This is a genomic window from Mesobacillus subterraneus, assembly GCF_003937825.1.
Taxonomy (GTDB): domain Bacteria; phylum Bacillota; class Bacilli; order Bacillales; family Cytobacillaceae; genus Mesobacillus; species Mesobacillus subterraneus.
Window position 1 is genome coordinate 68185 of the sequence record NZ_RSFW01000007.1, and the last position, 22367, is coordinate 90551.

Sequence of the window (22367 nt, forward strand, 5' to 3'; positions counted from 1 at the left end):
ATCAGTCTTTATTGGTTTGCTTGTATATACCTTGTTTTAATAAACTCATACTAAGTCTAAAGGAGTCCATTGCCTCTTCATCTGACAGACCCTTTACCGTTTTTTCGATCAGGTTGTTAAAGGCCAGTGCAGAGACTATTTTGAAGACATGTAACAACTCCTTTTCAGCTGCTATATTCAGGTATTCCCTATTGATTAATTCCCCGACCTTCTTGAATTCCTGGTGATCCAGATAGGTATCCCAAACGCTTGTAAATGAGCTTTCTACCCGATGCGTAGTATAGAGCAGGGCGTTTTTTAAAAATTGCTTCTCTTCCTCATCTGATAAAGCATGCAAAAAGTAATGTTGAAGTTCGATAAGAGCTTCAATTAAATCCCCTTGATGTTTTTCCAGGAATCCGCTGAAATATATTTTGGCCTTTTTTAATTTAACTTCTAATAAATAGAAATATAAATCATCCTTGTCCTGGAAATATTGATAAAAGCTCCCCCTCGATATACCAGCTGTTTTAACAATATTCGCTATGGAAGCCTCAAAAAAGGGAACCCTTGTGAACTCGATCTCCGCGGATTCAATGAGCGTTTTCCTTTTCTGCTCTGACAAATTAAAAAATGTTTGCTTTGGCAAAGTAACACCTCAGTTCAGTGTGATGTGACACCGTGTCATAATTTAATTCAATCATAATATGACACGGTGTCACTTGTCAATCTGGAAATGTGACACTGTGTCACATTCGATGAAATAATTTGGGTTGGACTTGAGGAACGTAGCTTCATCGCAGTGTTTTACAAAGGTTCACATCACCCTCTGTGCCTGAAGACCTGCACCATTGAATGTAAGGCGAATAGGATATTGGGCGAATGATTTTTGGGAGGTGCAGAATGGAGAGCTATTATTCCCAAAGTTTAATTGTTCTTGGTACAGGAATTCTGGTAATTGGTGCATTTTTGGTCTTTGTTGGAGAGTATAGAAAACTCGGGGAAATAGCAGCAGGTGACTAGGGCGGTCATTGTGTGCCATCGGAAAATGAAAGGGCATTGCAGGGGGAACTCAAGGATTGATGGGTCAATCTATTTTCTGTCTAATAATAGGAGGGAAACAGGGGCGGCTGTAGTGGCGTGTGAATAGTGACAATATGAATCTGCGGTCACAACACTGGCCCTGTTTCTCTTCTGGAAGGTGGCTGACCAATAGTTTGAGTTTAACCCGTTTCCCTTTACAGTAAATGCCTTCAAGATGTTCCTCGTTCTTGCCCCAAGTTTTTAACCTGCTACTCCCGCGAAACACAAGAACCGTCCCTCTGTATCACAAAAACAGTAGAACCGTCCCCCTGTTTCGTCTAAAATTGTAGGGGAGAAGGCAATGGTTTGTGCCGTAATAATGGTGAAGTGGTGAGGGTGATGGAACGGTTAGTATTTCTTCAGCGTGTGATTGATTATATTGAGGATCATATTAAAGAGGAGCTTAGTGCGGAGGAACTGGCGGGGATGGTTGGGTATTCTCCTTATCATTTTTCGCGGATTTTTTATAAGCAAACGGGTTATACCTTGATGGATTATGTGGTGAAAAGGAAGCTCCAGTTTGCGCTGTATGAACTGGTGAATGGGAAAAAGATCATTGAAATTGCCATGGATTATGGGTTTGAGACACATGCTGGGTTCACCAAAGCGTTCAAGAAGTGTTTTGGAAGTCCGCCGAGTCTTTACAAGGAGCATGGTCCAACGTCATTGCCGCAAAAACTGGATTTAATGAGTCTTCACGAAAAGAACACGGGCGGCATTGTCTTGCAGCCGCAGATTGTCCTTCGGGACGCGTTCAATGTTGCCGGGAAAATTTTCAGTATCGAGAATTTCCCCGCTGACCGAAATGTGCCGGCTTTTTGGGACCAGGAAGGTTTGACAGACGGTTCGATTGAAAGGTACCTGTACAAGGAGTTGTCGCCGAAAAAGCATGGAGAGTATTGCATCAACTTAAGCCGCAGCCTTGATGAAAACATGTGCCGTTATTTATTTGCTGTAAACTATGACGATGAAAAAGTCTTACCGGATGGGATAACTGCTACCCAAATTCCCGAGGCTGTCTATGCGATTTTCCGAACACCTTTGGTTGAGGTTAGTCAATTCGCAACGGCGATCAAAGGAACGTGGAGGTACATACTGGAGGAGTGGTTTCCGCATTCATCCTATGAAGTGGATGAAGAGGGCTTTGACTTCGAGTTTTATGACGAGCATTGCCATTACTGGGATTTTAAAAGAGTCTATATGGAAATTCATATTCCGATCAAAGAAAAATCTCGAGAGATCACCCTCGAGATTTTTTAATAGCCAACTGATACAAATAGATTACCGGCGTTAAAAGAAGGGCACTGGCAATCATCGCGATTTTAATCGAAAAACTGGCGGCAATCAATCCAATGGCCGGTCCTCCGCTGATTTGGCCAATCGCATCAACCTGGCCTTTTACCGAAAAGAAAGTCGCGCGTGTCGAGGAATCAGGAATGATTTTATTCAGCCATGTGTCTTCAAGCGGTGCCATGACAGACCTTGTTCCTTGGATGATCAGGTAAAAGCTAAGCAAACCTATGATGCCAGTAGAAAGGGCAAAACCGGTCAGCGACGTGATAATCAGAACACATCCGATCAACAGGGATACATAGATGGTGTTTAACTGATGATGGAGAGAACTCCGGCTGATAAAATGAAGCCCGACAAATGATAGGAGCATCACGACAAAATTAATGCTTCCAATAAGGATGACCAAATTCCCCTCTGTCATGTTTGCGAGTCCAGTTTCTCCGATAAAATGAGAAAGCCATAGGCGGTCAAAGCCTTCACTGTATAGCCCGAAAAACAAGGCAATAAGGAAAAGAATCCGCATCAGATAACTCGCCTTTGTATAATGCACCATCTCGTTCATATTACTTTTCAACGTCTTCCAAGTGGATGTATTTTCATGTTGTGCAGGTTTGAAATTCTCTTCCTTCATAAAAAAGAGCAGGAAAACAGCCAATCCCACCATGGATAATCCGCCAATGATGATGGGCAGATTGACCATGAAATAGTACCCGATCAGCATACTTAAAGGAATCGCGATGACCTCACCGAGTTTGCCAGCCTTGGCACCATTCACAAACGCTATGGAAGCACGATCTTCTCCAATTTCATCGGCAATCCAAGCTTGATGCGCACCGCTCGTAAACGTGTAGCCAATTCCCCAGAGAACCTGAGATACTAACACCGCCACGAAATACGGAAAACTGCCCTCGATAAGGAACCCGGCCCCAATCAAAAAATACCCGATAATCACAGAAAGCCTGCGACTCTTCAAATCCGCCACAAACCCAGTCGGGATTTCGAACAGGAACACAACTGCCTCAAGAACAGTGCCGACCAGAACCAGCTGCAACGGATCCAGCCCCACGACCTTCACATGGTACAGCAAGTTAACCGTAAAGATAAATGTAAAAAAGAACTGAGACCAAAAACGTGTATAAATATAGACACGATACGAATCCATTTTCTTGATAAATGTCAATTTCATCTCCCCCTAACCAGAATTATAGAGAGGGAGGAAGACGATTTCTTTTCCAAAATTGCGGTTTTTGGGGGCGTGGACCTTGATTATTTGAAATGATAACAACCAAGTCCCTTTTCCTCTTTATAAAGAACCCAATTTAGTGGCAGCCAGTGCTCCGGCTTTATTGGCAAACTCAGTATACTCCCTTAATTCAGCTTCGCTATGAGGATTCCCATTGTCATGGAAACGGGATAGGAGGGCAGCCATAAACGCATCTCCGGCACCTGTTGTGTCAATCGCCTTAACCGGAATTCCAGGGACATGCACGATTCTATTACTATGGATGGCGGATGCTCCGTCCTTTCCTTTCGTGACAAATAGGAAAGGGATCTTCAAATTGGCAATGTACTCTACTCCAGTTTCTAGAGTGTCTGTTTTTGTTAAAAATTGCAATTCATCTTCCGTCATTTTTACGATATCGGCATTCTGCACAAAGGAGAGAATCGTTTCTCTGCACTGGTTCTCACTTTCCCATCGTTTCAGACGGATATTGGTATCGAATGCTATTTTCATATTCTCTTCTCGAGCATATTGGATAGCCTGTTCCGTTGTTTTTCTTGCAATTGGGTGAAAAAGAGTGCCAGATCCAAAGTAAAACATCTTGCTTCTAAGAAACGGGCGACGATCAAGCTCCTCCGCAGTAATCCACTCATCAGGCGCTTCGTTTACATACGAATGGAAATAACGTTCTCCCAGCTCATTTAAGTGGATATAAACCGAGCAGATTTTTTTATTCGAATGATAAGAACAAAAAGAAAGATCAACCTTTTCCTTCGTTAATTGTCCCTCCACAAATTTACTGCTTTCATCCCTTCCCAATTTGCATAAATAATTCGATGGAATGCCATGTCTGCTAACCCCGACTGCCACATTAACAGTGGCTCCCCCCAATAATCGCTGAAACGTGGTATTGGAGAAATCCGTTGCTATAAAATCAACGATTACCTCGCCCAATGATGTAATTCCATGTTTTTTCAATCTGTTACTCCTTCCGTTCATAAAAGACCTCAAAATTTATGTATAGTTTAACAGCTAATTCAGCTGCTTGGAAAGTCTGTGAGACATAGGGACCTGAGACTGTCCCAGTGTCCCGCCGAAAACCGTTTCGCAACCTATCCACAAGTCCTATCCTCCATAGTGTCTTAGTAGTATTTTGATGACCTATAGTATGTATTTTGCACTTGCAGGAGAGGTAAAACGAAGTAGGCTAACGTATTCTTTCCTTGAAATAAGATTTTTCAAGGAGGGTTTTGCGTAGATGAAAAAACGAAAGCTCGTGACGGCTGTATGTTCGACGCTGCTGGCTGGTCAGGTTTTGTTAACAAGCGGAATCAGTGCTAACAAGGTAACAGGCCCTGTGACTGCAGAGGGAATCCATGATGATCATGAGTCTCATCTGTATGATGTCCGAAATGTTGTAACCAGTGTTCTGCCGACCCAGAAACAGCTTGATGCCGCTAACACACTGGTACAATCTGTGGGAGCGGGAACGAAGATAAAATGGAACACCTTGTTTGGTACCCCATCGACGATTATCAAGGAACAGGGATATTTAACAGCTCCTTCTAAGGAAAGCGCTGAAACGATTGCTCGCAACTGGTTAAAGCAAAATGCGGCGCTTTATGGACTCCAGGCCTCAGACATCGACTCATTTGTCGTAAGCAAAAATTTCGAAATGCCGGGAACAGGGCTGCGTCCTGTAACCCTTCAGCAGACATTTGATGGCATCGAGTCTGTTTACGGAGGACGGGTGATTATTGCCGTGAACAAAGATGGCCAAATCCTGTCTGCGGCAGGAAATCTAAGCCGCGCAAAAGGCCTGGTTGCTGACTTTCAGCTATCGGAGGCAGATGCTCTGAACAAAGCTGTTGCGCTTGAATTGCCGGACGTAAGCTATATTCCAAAGCTGCTAACCGGTGAAAAAGGCTGGACGGTTTTTGACAGAGGAAAAGTGCTGCCGACTAAGCAGCGGGTGAAAAAAGCAACATTTATAACGGAAAATGGTGTCCGGCCTGCGTACCGTGTTCTTTTTATAAAGGAGCTGAATGAGGGCTTTGAAATGGTGATCGATGCAGCGAATGGCGAGCTTTTATACAAACGTTCTCTCGTTGATTATTTACTAGAAACAGAGGGTCTTATTTTTGAGAACTACCCTGGTGCGCCAGCTGGGGGAACACAGGTGGTAAAGTCATTTAAAGGAGATCCAAAGGCGTCACCAAAGGGCTGGCTCATTCAGGGCACAAGCCTGGGATTGACGACATTTGGAAACAACGCCAACTCGTATGCGAACTGGAGCAACTTTTTAGTGCCGGCTGATCAGGCCACTCGTCCAATTTCGTTAGATGGCGATTTCAGCTTCTTATTTAAGAACGCGTGGCAAAAAACAAACGGTCAAACAACACCTCCATCATATGCTGAGGATCTAAACAGTGCTGCGACGAACTTGTTTTACCATCATAACCTATCCCATGACTATTTCTACAATCTGGGATGGACAGAAGCAGCAGGGAACCTTCAGCTTTCAAACTTTGGAAAAGGCGGGATGGACGGCGATGCCATCTTAGGTCTTGTTCAGGCAGGAGCGCTGTCAGGCGGGGCGCCGACGTATACGGGACGTGACAATGCTTACATGTTGACGCTTCCAGACGGGATTCCGGCGTGGAGCGGAATGTTCCTTTGGGAACCAATACCGGGGGCATTTGAGGGACAGTATGCAGATGGCGATTTCGATGCTGGTATTATATATCATGAATATGCCCATGCGCTGACGAATCGTTTTGTAGCAGGGGGAGAAGCTCTCGGAAGCCACCAGTCAGGTTCTATGGGCGAAGGCTGGGGTGACTTCTTCGGAATGCACTACTTAGCAAAAAAGGGTCTGCAGGATAAGCCAGTAGTCGGTGCCTATGTGACAGGAAACGCCGAACGAGGCATCCGCAGCTATTCGCTTGATGAGGCACCATATAATTATGGAGATATTGGCTATGATGTTGGCGGCCCTGAGGTTCACTCAGACGGCGACATTTGGGCAGCTATTTTATGGCATGTAAGAGATACATTGATTGATAGACTTGGAAAAACGGAAGCAGAATCAGTCATCGAGCATCTTGTCATGGATGCCATGCCAATCTCCGTTCCAAATCCGTCGATGGAAGACATGAGAACGGCCATAATTGCCGCAGATTTTGAACGCTACGACGGAAAGCACTTTGATGCTCTATGGACGGCATTCGCCCAGCGTGGCTTAGGGGCCAATGCATTATCTAAGGGCGGTGACGATACAGATCCAGTCCCAGGGTTCAACCATCCAGAAGGACAGCGAAATGGGCAGTTGATTGGAAAGGTGGTTAACGCTGCTACCAAGAAACCGATCCAGGATGCACGAATCATCATTGGTGAATTCGAAGCGAGAACAAGTCCAATCGCTGTATCCGGCCAAAAGGGCGACTTCGGGGCATATATGGCAGAAGGAACCTATGACATTACCATCCAGGCAAAAGGTTTTGGATCAAGGACAATTCGTGATGTAGCCATCAAGGCCGGGGAAAAGAATCATTTAACGTTTACAATTGGACCAAACGTTGCATCATCCTTTAACGGAGCAGAGATTTCAAGCGTATCCGGATCATCGGAAAGCAACCCGGTTAAGTTTGCGATAGACGATACAGAAGCAAGTGTATTTGCCTCAAATACGCAAGAAAATGGATTCCTTGGCGCGAATTTTACCATTGACCTGGCAGGAGATGAACCAGTGGAAATTTCCCACTTGCAAGTGAGTGCAATGAAGGACATTTCGGGTTCACGGTTTGCCACACTGAAAAATTTCAGTCTGCAGACTTCAATTGACGGAGAAAACTTCACAACAGTCTGGAAAGGCAAGTTTGACGCCGGAAAGCCAAGGCCAACGGTGGCTGATCTTCATTATCAGGGAATTGACCTTCCACAACCAGTAGAGGCAAAATACCTTAAATTCATCGCCCATGATACACAGGACAACAGCAAAGGCTTCGTCCAGGTGGCTGAGGTTCAAGCCTTCTCTGAGCAAAAGTCAAAAATTGAACCGCTTGTGCTAGAACCTGAAGCACCATTTACAGCAGAAGGCACCGTGCAGGCAGGAAACGCAGGAACAGGAATTGGAAGTTTGGCAGGTGTACCAGCGACCCTAGCCGTCACAGAGAATGAATTCGTGACTACGCAAAATCCAGAGCCAGCATCCCAGGGTGCAGATGGATATGTTGTGACCCTTCCAGAGCAATATGGAGATGGTATCCATAACTTTACATTGCAGGGAAGCAATGACGGATCGTATGACTATGATGTGTATTTCTATAACAAAAACTTTGAGCTGATTGGAAGTGTCGCAACCTCTGGCGCAAACGAAGCAGGAGTCATTCCAGGGGGCACACGATATGTGTATGTAGGATTATATTCAGGAGCAAATGTACCGTTTACGTTTACAGCTGCGAGTCCTTATTAGGGCTATAGGAAAGACTTAAATCGGGATTGGGGACGGGTCCTTTTGTTTATCAAAACAGAAGAACCGTCCCCCTGTTTCGATTTATTTGGGTTTCTCATAACAATTCCGGTTGTCTCTATAAATTCATCCTGAAAAAGGATGTATCTCCTTATTTTAGCGCGAGGATTCTAATTCTGCCGATTCAGGCTGACGGATCTCCTTAATACTACTCACTCCAAACAAACCAATCAGGGAAAAGGTGACTGGAATGATGAAACCATAAAAATAGCCTTCCGTCATGCTGCCTGAAACAGACTGAAAATGATCTAATACTTTTCCGAAGAATCCGGGCAGTAAAACAGCACTAAGAAATCCACCTGTATTAGCAAAACCAGATACCAAGCCAGATTCCCTCATAGGAAAGGATTGACGAACGACAGCAAACGTTAAGGCACTTGCTCCAAATCCAAAGCCGATGATAAAGAAAAGGATGATTAGCATGAAAAGTGGCGGATTCCCTTTAAATAAAAGGAAAGCAGACCAGCTAGTTAAAATAATAAAATGAACAATGACATAAGGACGCTTAATGGTTTCAAGGCGACTTGAAATCCAACTGGTCAGCGGAGCCCCTATAAGTGCCCCTACAAGGCCAACCATTATGAGTTGACTGGCATCTGATCGAGTCAGATCATACATATTCATCCCATAGGGCACTGCCCATGAACTAATAAAGCCCACATAGCCGCCAACAACCCCAAAATGACAGAAGAATAAAGCCCATGCCTGCCGATTCATAACGATTCTTTTAAGTAACACCGAAATGTTTTGACGTTGAATTTCATCTTTAACAGTTACCGATTCATTGGGAAAAAGTTGTCTTGGTTTCTTTACCAGTACAATATAAAGAAGAATTCCGGTTAGACATAACGCTATGCCCGCAGAAAAAAATGCTGCTCTCCAACCAAGTAAATCAATCCAAGCGGAGAAAGGGACAGTCGCCAGAAGGAATCCGAGACTTCCCGTCATTCCCGCGATCCCAATTAATCGAACAAATTCCTTTACTTTAAACCATTGGCTTAAAATCGATACCAAATTGACCCAAATAGTCGCATCTCCAATTCCCGTAAGTATTCTGGCAAAAAACAAGACAAACTCATGGGTCCCAAGACTATAAATGACCGTGCCTAACCCGGTAACGATTGCCCCGATAATGAGAAAAAAATTGGGGCCAAATCGATCAGCCAAAATCCCCATTGGAATTTGCAAACTAGTATAAACAAAGAATTGCATACTCGTTAGCAACCCAATCGTTGTTGCTGTTACATGAAAATCCTTCATCACCTGCTCTGTAATCAATCCCGGTGCCGTTCGCTGGCTCGACATTAATAAGTAAGTTAACAATACGGAAACAAATACAACCCACCGAAACCTGCTATTTTGTAGGTCCAATGATTTCTACTCCCGTTGGCTTTTACACTATATATATGGATATGCTGCGGAGGTAATGATCATTTACTGATTTCGAAGTATGCTATAGCTAAAGTAAGTGACAAAAAAAGGTGCAGTGCGTCCACTGGCGAAATGAAGAAGCGTTACGGGTATATTTATGTCGATCGGGATAACGAAGGGAATGGAACGTTGGAAAGAAGCAGGAAGAAGTCATTCTATTGGTATAAGGATGTTATCAGCAGCAATGGAGGAAACCTGTAGGAGATACATTTTCTACTGTCGGAATAAAGGGGAGGAGCGTGAAGCGGGAATGCTTTGCGCTTCTTTTTTTGAGAAAATAGACCCTTCTTATTCTTAAAACTGCAACAATATTTTTTAAAATGATATGATTTGTTATAAAAAGAGGAATACTGCTTCGACTAACTATCATTAGCTATTCAGGAGTTACCGGCCTGCATTACCTTACCAGACGGAGTAACATAGGAGGATTTTAGATGAAAACAGAACAACAGTATTTTGAAGAGGGAAAGTCGATTCAAACTTATATGGATGAAATGAGCACATTAAAAGAGGAAAGTTTTGCTGTTTATGAACAATTTCATCTCCCTGCAGATGGATTGGCTGAAAAGGTAAAACCCTATCAACTTCATTTCCTGACGATTACCGAAGATTGGTGTGGAGATGCCATGATGATCAACCCTGTTATTCGCAAATTAGCTGAAGCGGCAGATATTGAAATGCGCGTCGCATTACGAGATGCAGATACAGAGTTGATTGATCGTCACTTAACAAACGGTGGACGTGCCATTCCAATGATCTTAATCTTTAATAATAAAGGGGATTTACTTGGAAAGTGGGGACCTCGTGCACCCAAAGCTCAGCAAATCGTTGATGATGTTCGTGCTGCATTGCCGCCAAAAGAGGATCCTTCCTTTGCGGAGAAGCAAAAAGAAGCCTTTGGTTCACTGAGAAAAAGGTATACAGAGGAACCGGCTCTTTGGTCAGATGTTTATGATCGTTTTAAGGAGACATTATTAGCTATTTTGAAGTAGGAGCTACATTGCTACCCAAGGGAAATTATCCGAAAGCAATGGTTCACATTGAATCTTATTTGAAGTCACGATGAAGAAGGCCGTATGTAGTGTGTGCATACGGTTTTTGCGTGTTATTCGCGATTCCTCTTTTAGACTATTGACAAAAAGAATAAAATGAATTATCCTTAATTCAAGATATTTAATTTCAAGATAATTTCTCACTCAGAGGAGGGATAGAATGAAGGATATTTTAAAGAGGATCAATGAACTTGCTCAAAAGAAAAAGAATGTGGGATTAGCAGAGAGCGAAATCGATGAACTGAACACATTGCGGCAAAAGTATCTGAATATATTCCGCGGATCGATGCAGGAGCTGCTATTGAACACAACGGTTGTTGACCCTACTGGAGCAGATGTAACTCCCAAAAAATTACGATTCGAACAAGCGAGCAATAGAAAGAAAGCAATCTGGTCATCTTGAAATTATTTATTGACACAAAATCAATTCAATATAAAAATTTTTTAAACTAATATCTCGAATTCGAGATAAAAAAGAAGGAAAACTGTTATAATATTTTTTAACTAAATATCTCGAATTCGAGATAAAAACAGGAGGATTTTAAAATGATGGATTTAGGTTTGTTAATCATAAGATTGGTGATTGGTATTTTGTTTATTGGACATGGTGCACAAAAGCTGTTTGGCTGGTTCGGAGGGTATGGATTGAAAGGAACCGGAGGCTGGTTTGAATCGATCGGCATGAAGCCGGGTGTGACGATGGCGCTTTTCGCGGGATTAGCTGAACTGATCGGGGGAATATTACTAGCGGCAGGACTGTTAACTCCACTTGCAGCTCTGATGATTGCAGGAACAATGCTTATGGCGATTGTTAAGGTGCATGCACCAAACGGTTTGTGGTCCACTGCGAATGGATATGAATATAACTTAACGTTGATTGCTGTGACTGTCGGACTTGCGCTAATTGGTCCTGGTAAATACGCAATAGATGCAATTTTATTCTAAATTATCTTGAAATCAAGATTTTGGATAGGAGTGAAGAAAATGAGCAAAAAGACAATGGGAATTCACCATATTACCGCAATTGTTGGCCATCCTCAGGAAAACGTCGATTTCTACGCTGGTGTATTGGGTTTGCGTATGGTCAAGCAAACGGTCAATTTTGATGATCCACAAACGTATCACCTTTATTTCGGGAACGAAGGCGGAAAGCCGGGGACCATCGTCACGTTCTTTCCATGGGCAGGAGCAAGCCAGGGAGTCGTTGGTGATGGCCAGGTAGGAGTGACATCCTATGTAGTGCCAAAGGGTGCGATGGATTTTTGGAAAAAACGGCTGGAAAAATTCAATGTGTCCTATACAACCATGGAACGTTTTGGCGAACAATATCTGGAATTTGATGATCCACATGGTCTTCATCTGGAGATCGTTGAGCGAGAAGAAGGAGAACTCAATGATTGGAGCTTTGGTGGGGTTACACCTGAAGTGGCGATTAAAGGGTTCGGCGGAGCCACTCTATTATCCACCAGGCCGGAACAAACCGCTGAACTTTTGGAAAAAGTAATGGGCCTTGAGCTTGTAAGCAAAGAAGGAGATTTCATCCGCTTCCGTTCTTCGGCAGATATCGGAAATGTCATCGATCTGAAGTTGACACCGATTGGCCGCGGTGTGATGGGTGTTGGAACAGTTCATCATATTGCCTGGAGGGCTGTCGATGACGATGACCAGCTGGAATGGCAGAAATACGTGGCAGACAATGGCTATGGTGTCACTCCAGTAAAGGATCGAAACTACTTCAATGCGATTTATTTCAGAGAGCATGGGGAAATCCTGTTTGAAATTGCAACGGACCCTCCAGGATTTGCGCATGATGAAACACAGGAAACATTGGGAGAAAAGTTGATGCTGCCGGAGCAATATGAGCAGTATCGCGGCCAAATCGAGAGAGGCCTGATTCCGATTGAGGTCAGAGTGCTGGATTGAACAAACCAGAAAGGATGATGGCTATGCTTTCGATTGACCCTGCCAGTCTTTCCGAGAGGGACAATTATAAATTCCTGATTGGAAGTATCATTCCCAGGCCGATTGCCTTCGTCACGACCATTTCGAAGGATGGGGTTGTGAATGGAGCTCCATTCAGCTACTTCAATATTGTTTCATCCAATCCGCCGATGATCTCCTTATCCATTCAGCGGTCAGGCGGGAACCAGAAGGATACAGCAAGAAACATCCTTGAATCCGGAGAGTTTGTACTCCATATTGTTGACGAGGATAATGTTGAAAAAATAAACCAGACTGCCGCGAACCTGCCTCCAGACCAGAGTGAGGTACAGTTGGCCAGGTTAACTCCGGTTGCCAGCGTGAAGGTTACGGTGCCTGGTGTAAGGGAAGCGAAAATCAGGATGGAATGCGTGCTGGAACATGCGCTGGAATTAGGTGGCGGAGAGATGCCCGGCTGTGATTTCATCATCGGTAAAATCGTTCAGTTTCATATTGGGGAAGGCATTTATGAAAATGGAAGAATCGATGCCGAGGGGCTGGCTGCTGTCAGCCGGCTGGCGGGTAACCATTATGCGAAAATCGGAGAGATTTTTGAAATCGAAAGGCCGAAGTAGATTCCATAGAGAAAGGGTGAAAGAGGAATGCAGAAAACATCAGGAATCCACCATATTACCGCGATGGTGAACGATGCGCAAAGGAATATCGACTTTTATGCCGGGGTTCTTGGCTTGAGGCTGGTGAAAAAAACGATCAACTTTGACCGTCCGGAAGTGTACCATCTTTATTTTGGCAATGAATCAGGGGATCCGGGAACTGCCATCACCTTTTTTCCATGGGCTAACCAGCTGAAAGGACGAATTGGCACCGGCCAGGTTGGAGTGACCAGCTATGTTATTTCACCAGGTTCTCTTTCTTTTTGGAAGGACCGATTGAAACAGTTTGGTGTCAGATTCATCCAGAATGAACGGTATGGCGAACACTATTTGCAGTTCCAGGATCCAGACGGACTTGAACTTGAACTGGTCGAACGACATGATGGTCCCGTAAATACCTGGAGCTTCGGAGGTGTTACATCCGATGTTGCGATCAAAGGATTTGGCGGAGCCACGCTGATTTCGGCACAGCCTCATAAAACAGCAGAGGTCCTGGAGGAGATCCTCGGCCTCGAGAACATTGGCCAGGAAGAAAGCTTCCTAAGGTTCAAATCAGCTTCTGGGATTGGCAACACCATCGATATCAAGCTCACTCCATCCGTCCGGGGTTTGATGGGAGCAGGAACGGTTCACCATATTGCCTGGAGAGCGAAGGATGAAGAGGAGCATAAAAGGTGGAGAGCGCTGCTCGTAGAGAAAGGCTACTATCCAACAGAGATTCTTGACCGGAATTACTTCAAAGCACTTTATTTCCATGAAGGAGGAGGGATTCTGTTTGAAATAGCAACCGATTCACCAGGTTTTGCAGTCGATGAACCAATGGATGCACTGGGTGAAAAACTGATGCTGCCATCATGGCTGGAGCCTAGACGAGAAGAATTTGAGGGCATGCTGCCAAAGGTAGAAGCTCGCATTTTGGAGGGAGATCGCGAATGAAACATATATTCAATAAAGGAAAAGTCCCCACAAAACCAACGTTGTTATTGCTGCACGGCACAGGAGGAAATGAACTAGACCTACTGCCTCTTGCCGGAATGATCGATGATGAAGCATCTGTATTAAGCGTCCGCGGGAACGTATTGGAGAATGGAATGCCACGGTTTTTCCGCAGATTGGCAGAAGGAGTCTTTGACGAGCAGGACCTGATTTTCCGAACAAAGGAATTGAATGAATTCCTGGATGAAGCAGCAGAACAGTACGGCTTTGACCGCGACAATGTGATTGCCGTCGGCTACTCAAATGGAGCGAATATCGCAGCAAGCCTGTTTTTCCACTATCAAAATGCATTGAAAGGCGCGATTCTCCATCATCCAATGGTTCCAAGAAGAGGCATTGACCTGCCAGAACTGATAGGAACATCGGTATTCATTGGGGCTGGAACAAACGATCCAATCTGCTCGCCACAGGAATCCGAAGAGCTAAAAACTCTACTGGAAAAAGCCGGCGCGGATGTAGAACTTCATTGGGAGAATAGAGGGCATCAGTTGACCCGTGAGGAAGTCGAAGCAGCGGCTAGGTGGTATCAGGGGAGATTTCTATAAGAAGCAGGATGGGGACGGTTCATAATGGAACCGTCCCTGTTTTTTCATGGATCAGTGCAATTCGGATTTTAAATAATCGACATGCTCTCTTTGTTGATCCAAGATAGTATGGACAAGGTTCAAACTTTGCTCATCAAGCTTTTCACGAACTAATTCTTCAGTCATTTTTATTCCGTAGAGATTTTCTCCTTTAATTGCATGCTTTAGAATTTCCTTTTCACTATTTGCTTGATCAAATAGTTGGCTAATGAAAAGCTCAATCTTACCAATAAGTCCTTCACTTGTAGCGGGTGTTCCGTGGAGCTCTTGAATTCGTTCCGAAAGCAAGTCTGCATGGTGTTTTAAATCCTTTTGGATCGAAATGAATCTATGACGCAGCGGGGAAGAGTCATCCAGATTTTTAATGAATTCCTCATAATAATGGATTCCCATATATTGACCTTGCAGTAATTCGTTTAAGGTTTTTACAACATTCTGTTTCTCCGTTGGAATCAGCCCTTTCAATAGGATAAACATTGCGTTAATAGTCTTAACGAAAGAGATGAATTCATACAAAAGTGGAAGGGCATTGGTTCCGGTGTCTCGCTAACGGTTAAGGAAATGAACCTTTCATTTCTAGTACATATGAATTGAGGTGTTTTTTTATTTTTCCATTCTTACATTTGAGTGAAGCCTTTAACCACATCTTTTATGTATTGTCTGACATGGACTTCAACAAGAATGGTGGCTCATCTCTTAACTATTTCGGTCCTGGGTGAGACAGGAGATCGTCCAATGAGTCGCATTAATGTCAAAATAAAAAGACCATCGAAATGGCCTTTACCCTTCAATTAAAGGAAATCTTTTAATGTCTCTTTAAGAGTCCCTCTTGTTTCTGTATCTTTTTCAAATAGAATTCCGCCATGTACCATTTTTCTCACAAGGTCAGGTCGGAGTCCGGTCAGAATGGCTTTGCAGCCCATCATGGCCACACCAGTCAAGAGCTTTTGAAAGTAGTCTATGACATCCCTATCCATCATGGCTACACCTGATAAGTCGATCACTAAATTTTGGAACCTTGTATTGGCTATTTCGTTTAGAACTTTCTCTTCAATTATTTCAATCCTGAAGGAGTCAATTGTGCCAATGAGAGGTAAAACAGAAACAGTCTCACTTACTGGAATAATTGGTACGGATAAATGTTCAACCATTTCCCTCTGCTTATGGAGCATTTGATCTTTATATTTTGAGTAGCTGAGAAAGAAGCTGTTGAGAAATTGGTCAATCTGTTCGTTTATGAATTCTTCCAGCTCATAGAAAGCCTTTTTTCCGTCGGTTAGGTTCTTTTCTTCATCAATTTCACCAATTATCTGCCAAAAAGCTCTTCTGATTGCTTGAACCCATTCTAATTTTAATGACAGAGTTAAAGAGTGTCCTGCCCAAGCAATTCCCTCTTCCTCTGCAAAAGCGATTAAATCTTTATCATTTTGATTAATGATGAAGAATACCAATTTCCTTGCATTTTTTAATAAATCAATGTTTCCTTTTTCTAAAATCTCAGTGATTCTCCCCGAAACATTAACAGCTTGAGAGAGTAAATTCTCCTCAAATATTTCACCATTATTTTTAAAGTAGTTTGTGACCTCTTCTCTTAAAACATTTATGTTATTCAATTTATTTACCCCCGAAATAATAACTGCAAAACAAATATCCTATACCCCTTTTGACGGCTTATAAACCGAATTACCTAAAATTTCGAATAAGACGGTCCTTCGTTCCCAGTGCTTATTCATTAATCCCGGTTAAAAGAGCAAATAAGGTAGGGGTTTCCATTCCAAACTGCACAGCAGATGATACATAGCTTATTAGACGAATAACACATTTCTACAGGGATGTGAATCATTTGCGCGGTTCTAATTCTGACTGGTGTACCAGTTCAATATTCCTGTTAGCTGGATTTCTGATTTCAACATAGCCAGACTCATATTGATGCACAATAATATGCTCTTTCCCTTGATAAATGACTTTTTCCTCATTCGCCAAATAAGTCGCCTCCGGTGAAAAAAGTTTTAGTTATTTATACCTAAAAACAGCGTGGTATAAACTTAAACGAGATTTAGGGGCGGTTCTTTTATCTCATTCGGGTTTCGAAATAGAAGACTGTAGAAGTTTATAATTGTTAGCTTAATAAAGGGTGATTATCTCTTTTAAATTTGATAAGAGCAAAAAATCGATAAAGAAAAAATAAAAATCTCAGCCAAAAGTTGCAGATAGGTTACACCATTCTTCCGAAGAGATCGCTTAATGGTTTTCTTATAATAAAGATAAGAAAAATCAGAGGAAGGTGTTCTAAATGAACCATTATATATGCAATACTTGCGGTGTCCAATATCCTAATTCTGCTCATGCTCCTGAAACCTGCTTGATTTGCGCTGACGAAAGACAGTACATCCATCCAGATGGGCAGTCATGGACAACACTTCAACAGCTTGTAGATTCAGGAAAATATAAAGATACTATTGTCCAAGAAGAGGAAGGACTGTACAGCCTTACCACCACTCCTTCATTTGCTATTGGACAGACAGCCTATTTGGTTCGGAATGAAGGGTTCAACTTGTTATGGGACTGCATCACCTACCTGGACGAAAAAACAGTAAGAGAAATACATTCCCTTGGAGGAATCGATGCCATCGCATTATCCCATCCGCACTATTATTCGACACAGGTTGAATGGGCTGAACGATTCGGAGCAAGCATTTATATCCATGAAGCTGATCGCCATTGGGTCACTAGGCCGAGTGACAGGATCATATTCTGGTCAGGTGATTTCCTCGAGCTTGATGCGGGTGTAACATTGTATCGTTTGGGTGGCCATTTTCATGGGGGAAGTGTTTTACACTGGGAAAATGATGTGAACAAGCAAGGGGTACTTCTTACTGGTGATATTATTCAAATAGTGGCCGATCGACAATGGGTAAGTTTCATGTATAGTTATCCTAACCTTATCCCATTGCCAGCTAACAAGGTTCAGGAAATGGCAGCTAAAGTCAGCGTGCTGAATTTCGACAGACTATATAATGCCTTTCATCGTGTCATTAAAGAGAATGCCCATCAGTCTGTTCAAAAATCCGCTAAGAGGTATATTGAGGCTTTGGAGGGAAAGTTCGTTAATATGTACAATTAAAGTGATCGTCTGAAATGACGCCTGGTCGATAAAACCAGGCGTTTAACTATTTTTTGGGAGCAAAAGGTACGTCCCTCTGCTTCTCACATCCAACTAAAGTCCCTTGTAATTTTTCCTAAATCTTGTTATTCTTAGATAGAATTATTTTTGTTCGGTGTAAAGTTCGACTCTTCGTTCTAATGATCACTTTGGGCAAGGATAGTAATACAATGTGCATTAGCACTAGGAGGCAACAAACATGGAACAAGGTACAGTTAAATGGTTTAACGCAGAAAAAGGTTTCGGATTCATCGAGCGCGAAGGTGGAGAAGATGTATTCGTTCATTTCTCTGCAATCCAATCTGAAGGCTTCAAATCATTAGACGAAGGTCAAAAAGTTACTTTCGACGTTGAGCAAGGTGCACGTGGACCTCAAGCTGCTAACGTTCAAAAAGCTTAATTTTGATATAGTATACCGAAACAGACTCCAAAAGGGTCTGTTTTTTTATTTTCCAAAACTAACAGCAATAAAAAACCCTACTCAACGAACGAGTAGGGGCATGGAACCGGTAAAATAAAAAATTCAAAGCAAAAGGTTATTTACATTATAACACAACAATCTCATAATCAAATGATTAGCAGAAATTTAGCAAGTGCATGATAATGGCACACAAATGGAGGAATGGATGATGAAATTTCCAAACGACGCGGATGGAGAAGCATTGCGCAGTTTGTTTAATGAAGGAATAAGTTTTAAAAAGCCGCAGCCAGTCGAGTTTTTTATTGCTGTGCCGGATAAGGCAACTGGCGAGAAGCTTCTGCCAGTATTGAATGAAGAAGGCTTTCATGGCTTACTCGAGCAGGATGATGAGACAGATGAGTGGGCTTGCAGCTGCTCGAAAAGGATGCTCCTTAACCATAGCGAATTAATAAAAGTGCAGGAAAAGCTGGATAAAATAAGCAAGCCATACGGCGGCCATTCTGATGGATGGGGCGTATTTGTAGAATAAAATGCAGGTGATGACATGCTTCATACTTTTTTGGGTGAAACAATCGGGTACGATGTGATTTATAAAAATCGGAAAACAATCGGCATTTATATGGATTTGTACGGCCATGTCGAAGTCCACGCTCCTAAGGGGATCTCAGATGCAAGTGTGCTTCAAATCCTAGAAGGCCAATGGGACTTGATCCTGCAAAGGGCGAAGGAAATGAAAGAGCGGGCCTCAGCCGGTAGGGAAAAAGAGTACGGACCAGGCGGACAATTTCTATATTTGGGGAGGCTCTATCACATTCTGATTTCCCAGGATGCAGATATCGAAAAAGACAATGCCGTGTTCGGGGCAGACAAGCTCCATGTATACGTGAAAGAGCAAAATGAAGAGAGCATCAAACAGGCTTTGAAGCGATTTTACTATCAGCAGTGCAAGGCATTAGTCGAAAAACGGGTTAAATTTTATCAAAGCGAATTCAAAATAAAGCCGCGCTCGATTCGAATCACGGACAGTAAGGCGAACTGGGGAACGTGTGATTCCATGAGGAATTTGACATTCAATTGGAAGCTGTCCATGGCACCAATGGAAGTGATTGATTATGTTGTCGTCCATGAAATGTGCCATATGGTCCATATGAATCACGACCGTTCATTTTGGCGGCTTGTCGGAAAAATCATGCCTGAATATGAACAGTATGAGCGCTGGCTCGCTGTGTCGGGGTGGAGGATGGAGGTTTAGTGTAGCGGGGGTGACAGATCCTCTCAGCGGAGCAAAAAACTTCAAAGATATTATCCTTATCCTAGTCCACGAAGGCTACTGGCAAGTGAGGGGATATGATACCGATGCATGGGTAGGATCAAAAGAGACAACTTGAGCCTAATCTTGTACAGAAAGATGGAGCAAACGCAGCAAACAGGGAGCAAAGGGTGACGGACCTTTTGCTTCTTTTTTTTGTGATAGTTTTTGGAAGAGAAAGGTCTCCCTGCTTCTGAATCCATTATTTTGCTATCTCAATAGCATAAAGCTTAAGCTCCTCATCGTCTTGAGGAAGAGTCACGTATCCTTCAAAACTCATACCAAGCTTTTCAAGGAGTTTTGAGGAGGAAGCATTGTCTTTGGTTGTAATGGCAACAATCCGATCCAAACCTAGTTTACGGGCATATTCCAAGTTTCCTTTTGCTGATTCAAAGGCAAATCCTTTTGATTGATGTTCCGCAAGAAAGGCGTATCCAATATCGACATCCTCCAGCCCATCCCGTTTAATCAAACCGCATAAACCAACCGGCTGTTGGCTCTCTTTGAGTTCAACCATAAAAAGCCCGAACCCAACTCGTTCGTACATTTTTCTTGGCCCGGTCAAAATATAGTTCTTAGCATCCTCCAGTGACCGAATGCCTTTATCTCCAATATAATTTATCCATCCTGGTTCATTCAGTAATTTAAAAATAAACTCTTGATCACTAACTTCCAGCCAGCGGATTTTTAAACGTTCGGTTTCGAATACTAGCAAATGGCATACCTCATTTCAAAAAAAATAGTCCAGTATAGCAACATCTTATCATTATGCGACAAGGGGACGGTTCCGGCGTCTCGTGAATTGTAAGAATTTAACCATGTAATCTTCGACATTTATCTTTGGATGGCAAGTCTTAACCAAGATTCATAAGGGTTTTTCTTAACTATTTTGGTTCCTGAATGATGCTTGAGAACCGTCCCGGTGTCTCGCGATTTCTATTGTTTTTATTTTTTTAAAATTAATAAGAAAAAGTAGTTGACACTAAAAATAAATTTATGATATTATTAAAAATTTGATAAAAAATAATATGTGTGTTAAGGTTAAGAAGGTTACCATATATGGAGGTGGATTATTTGTTTCAAATTGACGATACGATTGTTTATCCAATGCACGGAGTAGGTATTATTAAAGCTATAGAAGAAAAGGAAATCTCAGGGGAAAAACAACAGTATTTTGTCATAAAGATGTTAATCGGTAATATGCAAGTCATGATTCCTGCGAGTAAAATATTGAATTCAAATATACGACCTGTTACTGACATAAGTGCAATAAAACACATCATTAACATTTTTCAACATGGCGAATCTGATCGATTACTGCCGTGGAAACAAAGGTATAAACAGAACGCGGACAAAATGAAAACAGGTAACATACAAGAATGTACGGAAGTTGTACGTGATTTACTGCGTATACAGAAAGAAAAAGTGCTTAATACAAGCGAAAAGCAAATGTTAGATAACGCACATAAATTTTTGATTAGTGAACTGGGATTAATTAAAGGGATTACTGATCATCAAATAAAAAGTTTCTGTTAAGGTTTCTTTCATACATTTCCCGAAAATAGTCTTTTCCAAGACATTCAACTTCTCCAACTCACCTGTAGAGCATGAACCTCTTTTGTTTTTTTCTACAATCTAATCCATTTTTATTACTTGTAATTCCTTTACGAACGTTTGAAGTTTCATCAAAAACTCGATAAAATAGTCACTTGATTTTTGCAATCCTGATTCACACTGGCACGGACTAGGAGCCGTAAGGATGAAAGAGAGGTAGGGCTTTCATTGTTTTAGGGATATTATTTAAGTCATTATTTCAAAAAAAACCTCTGTCTTTAAGGATTTTTTGCATCCAAGGAGACAGTGAATTGTAATTGTTTAGCTTCCTTACGTAAAAGAGAAAAACGAATTGATATCACCATATGGTTTACTACAAAATGGTTTACAGACGAGGAAACCATTTTTTATTTAAATACCAATAGTAAAGATTCTGTTGATGATATTTTAATCCTTTGTGTGGGACGGTGATCATGTCCCGAAAACTGCAAGAATGATTCCTGACAACGCTTTTTTATTAACTACTGAGTGAGAACCGTCCGTATGTTTATTTGGATGAGACGACGAGAAAACTGATCGTCTGATCTGTACGGTTATACCAATAATGCGTTTCACTGGCCGAGAAAAACCATGATTCTCCCTGTTGGAGTTCGATTATTTTTGTATCTATTTGGAGTGTCAAAGTTCCTTCTATTACATAGACAAATTCATGTCCGCTATGGGAGAAGGGCTGTCCGTCGCTTTGGTTTGCTGGGAGTGTGACGAGTATGGGATGAAAGTCTGGGTTTGGGACTTGTTGTGTCAGGTCTTGATAATGAAATGATGGTTCACTCACAGGTTCAGTATTATTTGAAAAAAAGGTACTTGGATTGACGCCGAGCACTTCGGAGATTTTTCGCAGTGACTCTAGTGTGACGCTGGACTTTCCGCGTTCGACTTGGGATAGAAAGCTTATGGACACACCGGCCCCTTCTGCTAGTTCTTTCAACGTCATTTTCTTCTTTTTCCGGATTTCTTTTAGTCGTATACCAATCATGGAACTCCCACCTTCTTTTTTTACCAATTGTTAATTGAGATTGTGTCAAACTGAACAAAGTTGACAGAATATTAACCATTATCTAATATTTAATTGAAGTGTCACTTCAATTTTAAAAG

At 42.3% G+C, this 22367-nt stretch carries 23 protein-coding genes and 1 pseudogene; 15 read left to right on the top strand and 9 right to left on the bottom strand.

The features are described 5' to 3' along the window. Position 1 precedes the first annotated feature (1 nt). The gene (locus tag EJA10_RS05105) at positions 2-628 is read right to left on the bottom strand and encodes a TetR/AcrR family transcriptional regulator (protein ID WP_125478938.1); all 627 of its coding nucleotides are present in this window, start codon (positions 626-628) and stop codon (positions 2-4) included. Positions 629-1401: 773 nt separating this feature from the next. Here EJA10_RS05105 and EJA10_RS05110 point away from each other — a divergent pair. Then, the gene (locus EJA10_RS05110; protein ID WP_125478939.1) at positions 1402-2322 is read left to right on the top strand and encodes an AraC family transcriptional regulator; all 921 of its coding nucleotides are present in this window, start codon (positions 1402-1404) and stop codon (positions 2320-2322) included. Here the strand turns inward: EJA10_RS05110 and EJA10_RS05115 are convergent. Then, a complete protein-coding gene (locus EJA10_RS05115; RefSeq protein WP_170169073.1) occupies positions 2303-3535 on the bottom strand; it encodes an MFS transporter in 1233 nt (410 codons plus the stop codon). The two genes, EJA10_RS05110 and EJA10_RS05115, sit on opposite strands and share 20 nt — an antisense overlap. 123 nt (positions 3536-3658) lie before the next feature. Beyond that, entirely contained in the window at positions 3659-4555 is an 897-nt protein-coding gene (locus EJA10_RS05120) for a carbohydrate kinase family protein (RefSeq protein WP_170169074.1), read from the bottom strand. 280 nt (positions 4556-4835) lie between these two features. Here EJA10_RS05120 and EJA10_RS05125 point away from each other — a divergent pair, with 280 nt between their 5' ends. Beyond that, entirely contained in the window at positions 4836-8051 is a 3216-nt protein-coding gene (locus tag EJA10_RS05125) for a M36 family metallopeptidase (protein ID WP_125478942.1), read from the top strand. A gap of 153 nt (positions 8052-8204) precedes the next feature. On the opposite strand, the gene EJA10_RS05130 is transcribed toward EJA10_RS05125, so the two are convergent. Beyond that, entirely contained in the window at positions 8205-9479 is a 1275-nt protein-coding gene (locus EJA10_RS05130) for an MFS transporter (protein WP_125478943.1), read from the bottom strand. Between the two features lie 114 nt (positions 9480-9593). Between EJA10_RS05130 and EJA10_RS05135 the strand changes: the two are divergent. The 8 genes and pseudogenes from EJA10_RS05135 to EJA10_RS05170 all read left to right on the top strand — a co-directional run. After that, positions 9594-9740 (top strand): annotated as a pseudogene (locus EJA10_RS05135) (family 1 glycosylhydrolase); the annotation flags it as partial. Between the two features lie 233 nt (positions 9741-9973). Continuing rightward, complete coding sequence (locus tag EJA10_RS05140; protein ID WP_125478944.1) at positions 9974-10531, top strand: thioredoxin family protein; 558 nt, start codon at positions 9974-9976, stop codon at positions 10529-10531. Positions 10532-10751: 220 nt separating this feature from the next. After that, complete coding sequence (locus tag EJA10_RS05145) at positions 10752-10994, top strand: DUF896 domain-containing protein (RefSeq protein WP_125478945.1); 243 nt, start codon at positions 10752-10754, stop codon at positions 10992-10994. A gap of 143 nt (positions 10995-11137) precedes the next feature. After that, entirely contained in the window at positions 11138-11536 is a 399-nt protein-coding gene (locus tag EJA10_RS05150; RefSeq protein ID WP_125478946.1) for a DoxX family protein, read from the top strand. A 39-nt stretch (positions 11537-11575) separates the two neighbouring features. Continuing rightward, positions 11576-12514, top strand: coding sequence for a ring-cleaving dioxygenase (locus EJA10_RS05155; protein WP_125478947.1), 939 nt, complete (start codon positions 11576-11578; stop codon positions 12512-12514). A gap of 23 nt (positions 12515-12537) precedes the next feature. Next, a complete protein-coding gene (locus tag EJA10_RS05160) occupies positions 12538-13146 on the top strand; it encodes a flavin reductase family protein (RefSeq protein ID WP_125478999.1) in 609 nt (202 codons plus the stop codon). A gap of 27 nt (positions 13147-13173) precedes the next feature. Next, the gene (locus EJA10_RS05165; RefSeq protein ID WP_125478948.1) at positions 13174-14121 is read left to right on the top strand and encodes a ring-cleaving dioxygenase; all 948 of its coding nucleotides are present in this window, start codon (positions 13174-13176) and stop codon (positions 14119-14121) included. After that, positions 14118-14726 (top strand): alpha/beta hydrolase, encoded by a 609-nt coding sequence (locus tag EJA10_RS05170; protein ID WP_125478949.1) that lies wholly within the window; start codon positions 14118-14120, stop codon positions 14724-14726. The genes EJA10_RS05165 and EJA10_RS05170 overlap by 4 nt, the downstream gene beginning before the upstream one ends. A 51-nt stretch (positions 14727-14777) precedes the next feature. On the opposite strand, the gene EJA10_RS05175 is transcribed toward EJA10_RS05170, so the two are convergent. The 3 genes from EJA10_RS05175 to EJA10_RS23265 all read right to left on the bottom strand — a co-directional run bounded on the left by EJA10_RS05175 (position 14778) and on the right by EJA10_RS23265 (position 16748). Continuing rightward, positions 14778-15242: a DUF2383 domain-containing protein gene (locus tag EJA10_RS05175; protein ID WP_125478950.1), complete on the bottom strand. Its 465-nt coding sequence runs from the start codon at positions 15240-15242 to the stop codon at positions 14778-14780. Between the two features lie 314 nt (positions 15243-15556). Then, entirely contained in the window at positions 15557-16378 is an 822-nt protein-coding gene (locus EJA10_RS05180) for an STAS domain-containing protein (RefSeq protein WP_125478951.1), read from the bottom strand. Positions 16379-16604: 226 nt separating this feature from the next. Continuing rightward, positions 16605-16748, bottom strand: coding sequence for a hypothetical protein (locus tag EJA10_RS23265; protein WP_170169075.1), 144 nt, complete (start codon positions 16746-16748; stop codon positions 16605-16607). 310 nt (positions 16749-17058) lie between these two features. Here EJA10_RS23265 and EJA10_RS05185 point away from each other — a divergent pair, with 310 nt between their 5' ends. The 4 genes from EJA10_RS05185 to EJA10_RS05200 all read left to right on the top strand — a co-directional run bounded on the left by EJA10_RS05185 (position 17059) and on the right by EJA10_RS05200 (position 19601). Then, a complete protein-coding gene (locus EJA10_RS05185) occupies positions 17059-17889 on the top strand; it encodes an MBL fold metallo-hydrolase (protein ID WP_125478952.1) in 831 nt (276 codons plus the stop codon). Between the two features lie 238 nt (positions 17890-18127). Continuing rightward, positions 18128-18328, top strand: a complete 201-nt coding sequence (locus EJA10_RS05190) for a cold-shock protein (RefSeq protein ID WP_026694123.1) — start codon at positions 18128-18130, stop codon at positions 18326-18328. Between the two features lie 226 nt (positions 18329-18554). After that, complete coding sequence (locus EJA10_RS05195; protein WP_246017692.1) at positions 18555-18878, top strand: ribonuclease E inhibitor RraB; 324 nt, start codon at positions 18555-18557, stop codon at positions 18876-18878. 15 nt (positions 18879-18893) lie between these two features. Beyond that, the gene (locus EJA10_RS05200; protein WP_125478953.1) at positions 18894-19601 is read left to right on the top strand and encodes a M48 family metallopeptidase; all 708 of its coding nucleotides are present in this window, start codon (positions 18894-18896) and stop codon (positions 19599-19601) included. A 259-nt stretch (positions 19602-19860) separates the two neighbouring features. Here the strand turns inward: EJA10_RS05200 and EJA10_RS05205 are convergent, their stop codons facing one another. Continuing rightward, on the bottom strand, positions 19861-20373 hold the full coding sequence (locus tag EJA10_RS05205) for a GNAT family N-acetyltransferase (RefSeq protein WP_125478954.1): 513 nt from the start codon (positions 20371-20373) through the stop codon (positions 19861-19863). A 344-nt stretch (positions 20374-20717) separates the two neighbouring features. Here EJA10_RS05205 and EJA10_RS05210 point away from each other — a divergent pair, with 344 nt between their 5' ends. Beyond that, positions 20718-21194, top strand: a complete 477-nt coding sequence (locus EJA10_RS05210) for a CarD family transcriptional regulator (RefSeq protein WP_125478955.1) — start codon at positions 20718-20720, stop codon at positions 21192-21194. 565 nt (positions 21195-21759) lie between these two features. Here EJA10_RS05210 and EJA10_RS05215 read toward each other — a convergent pair. Continuing rightward, on the bottom strand, positions 21760-22248 hold the full coding sequence (locus EJA10_RS05215) for a helix-turn-helix domain-containing protein (RefSeq protein WP_125478956.1): 489 nt from the start codon (positions 22246-22248) through the stop codon (positions 21760-21762). Positions 22249-22367: the final 119 nt, after the last annotated feature.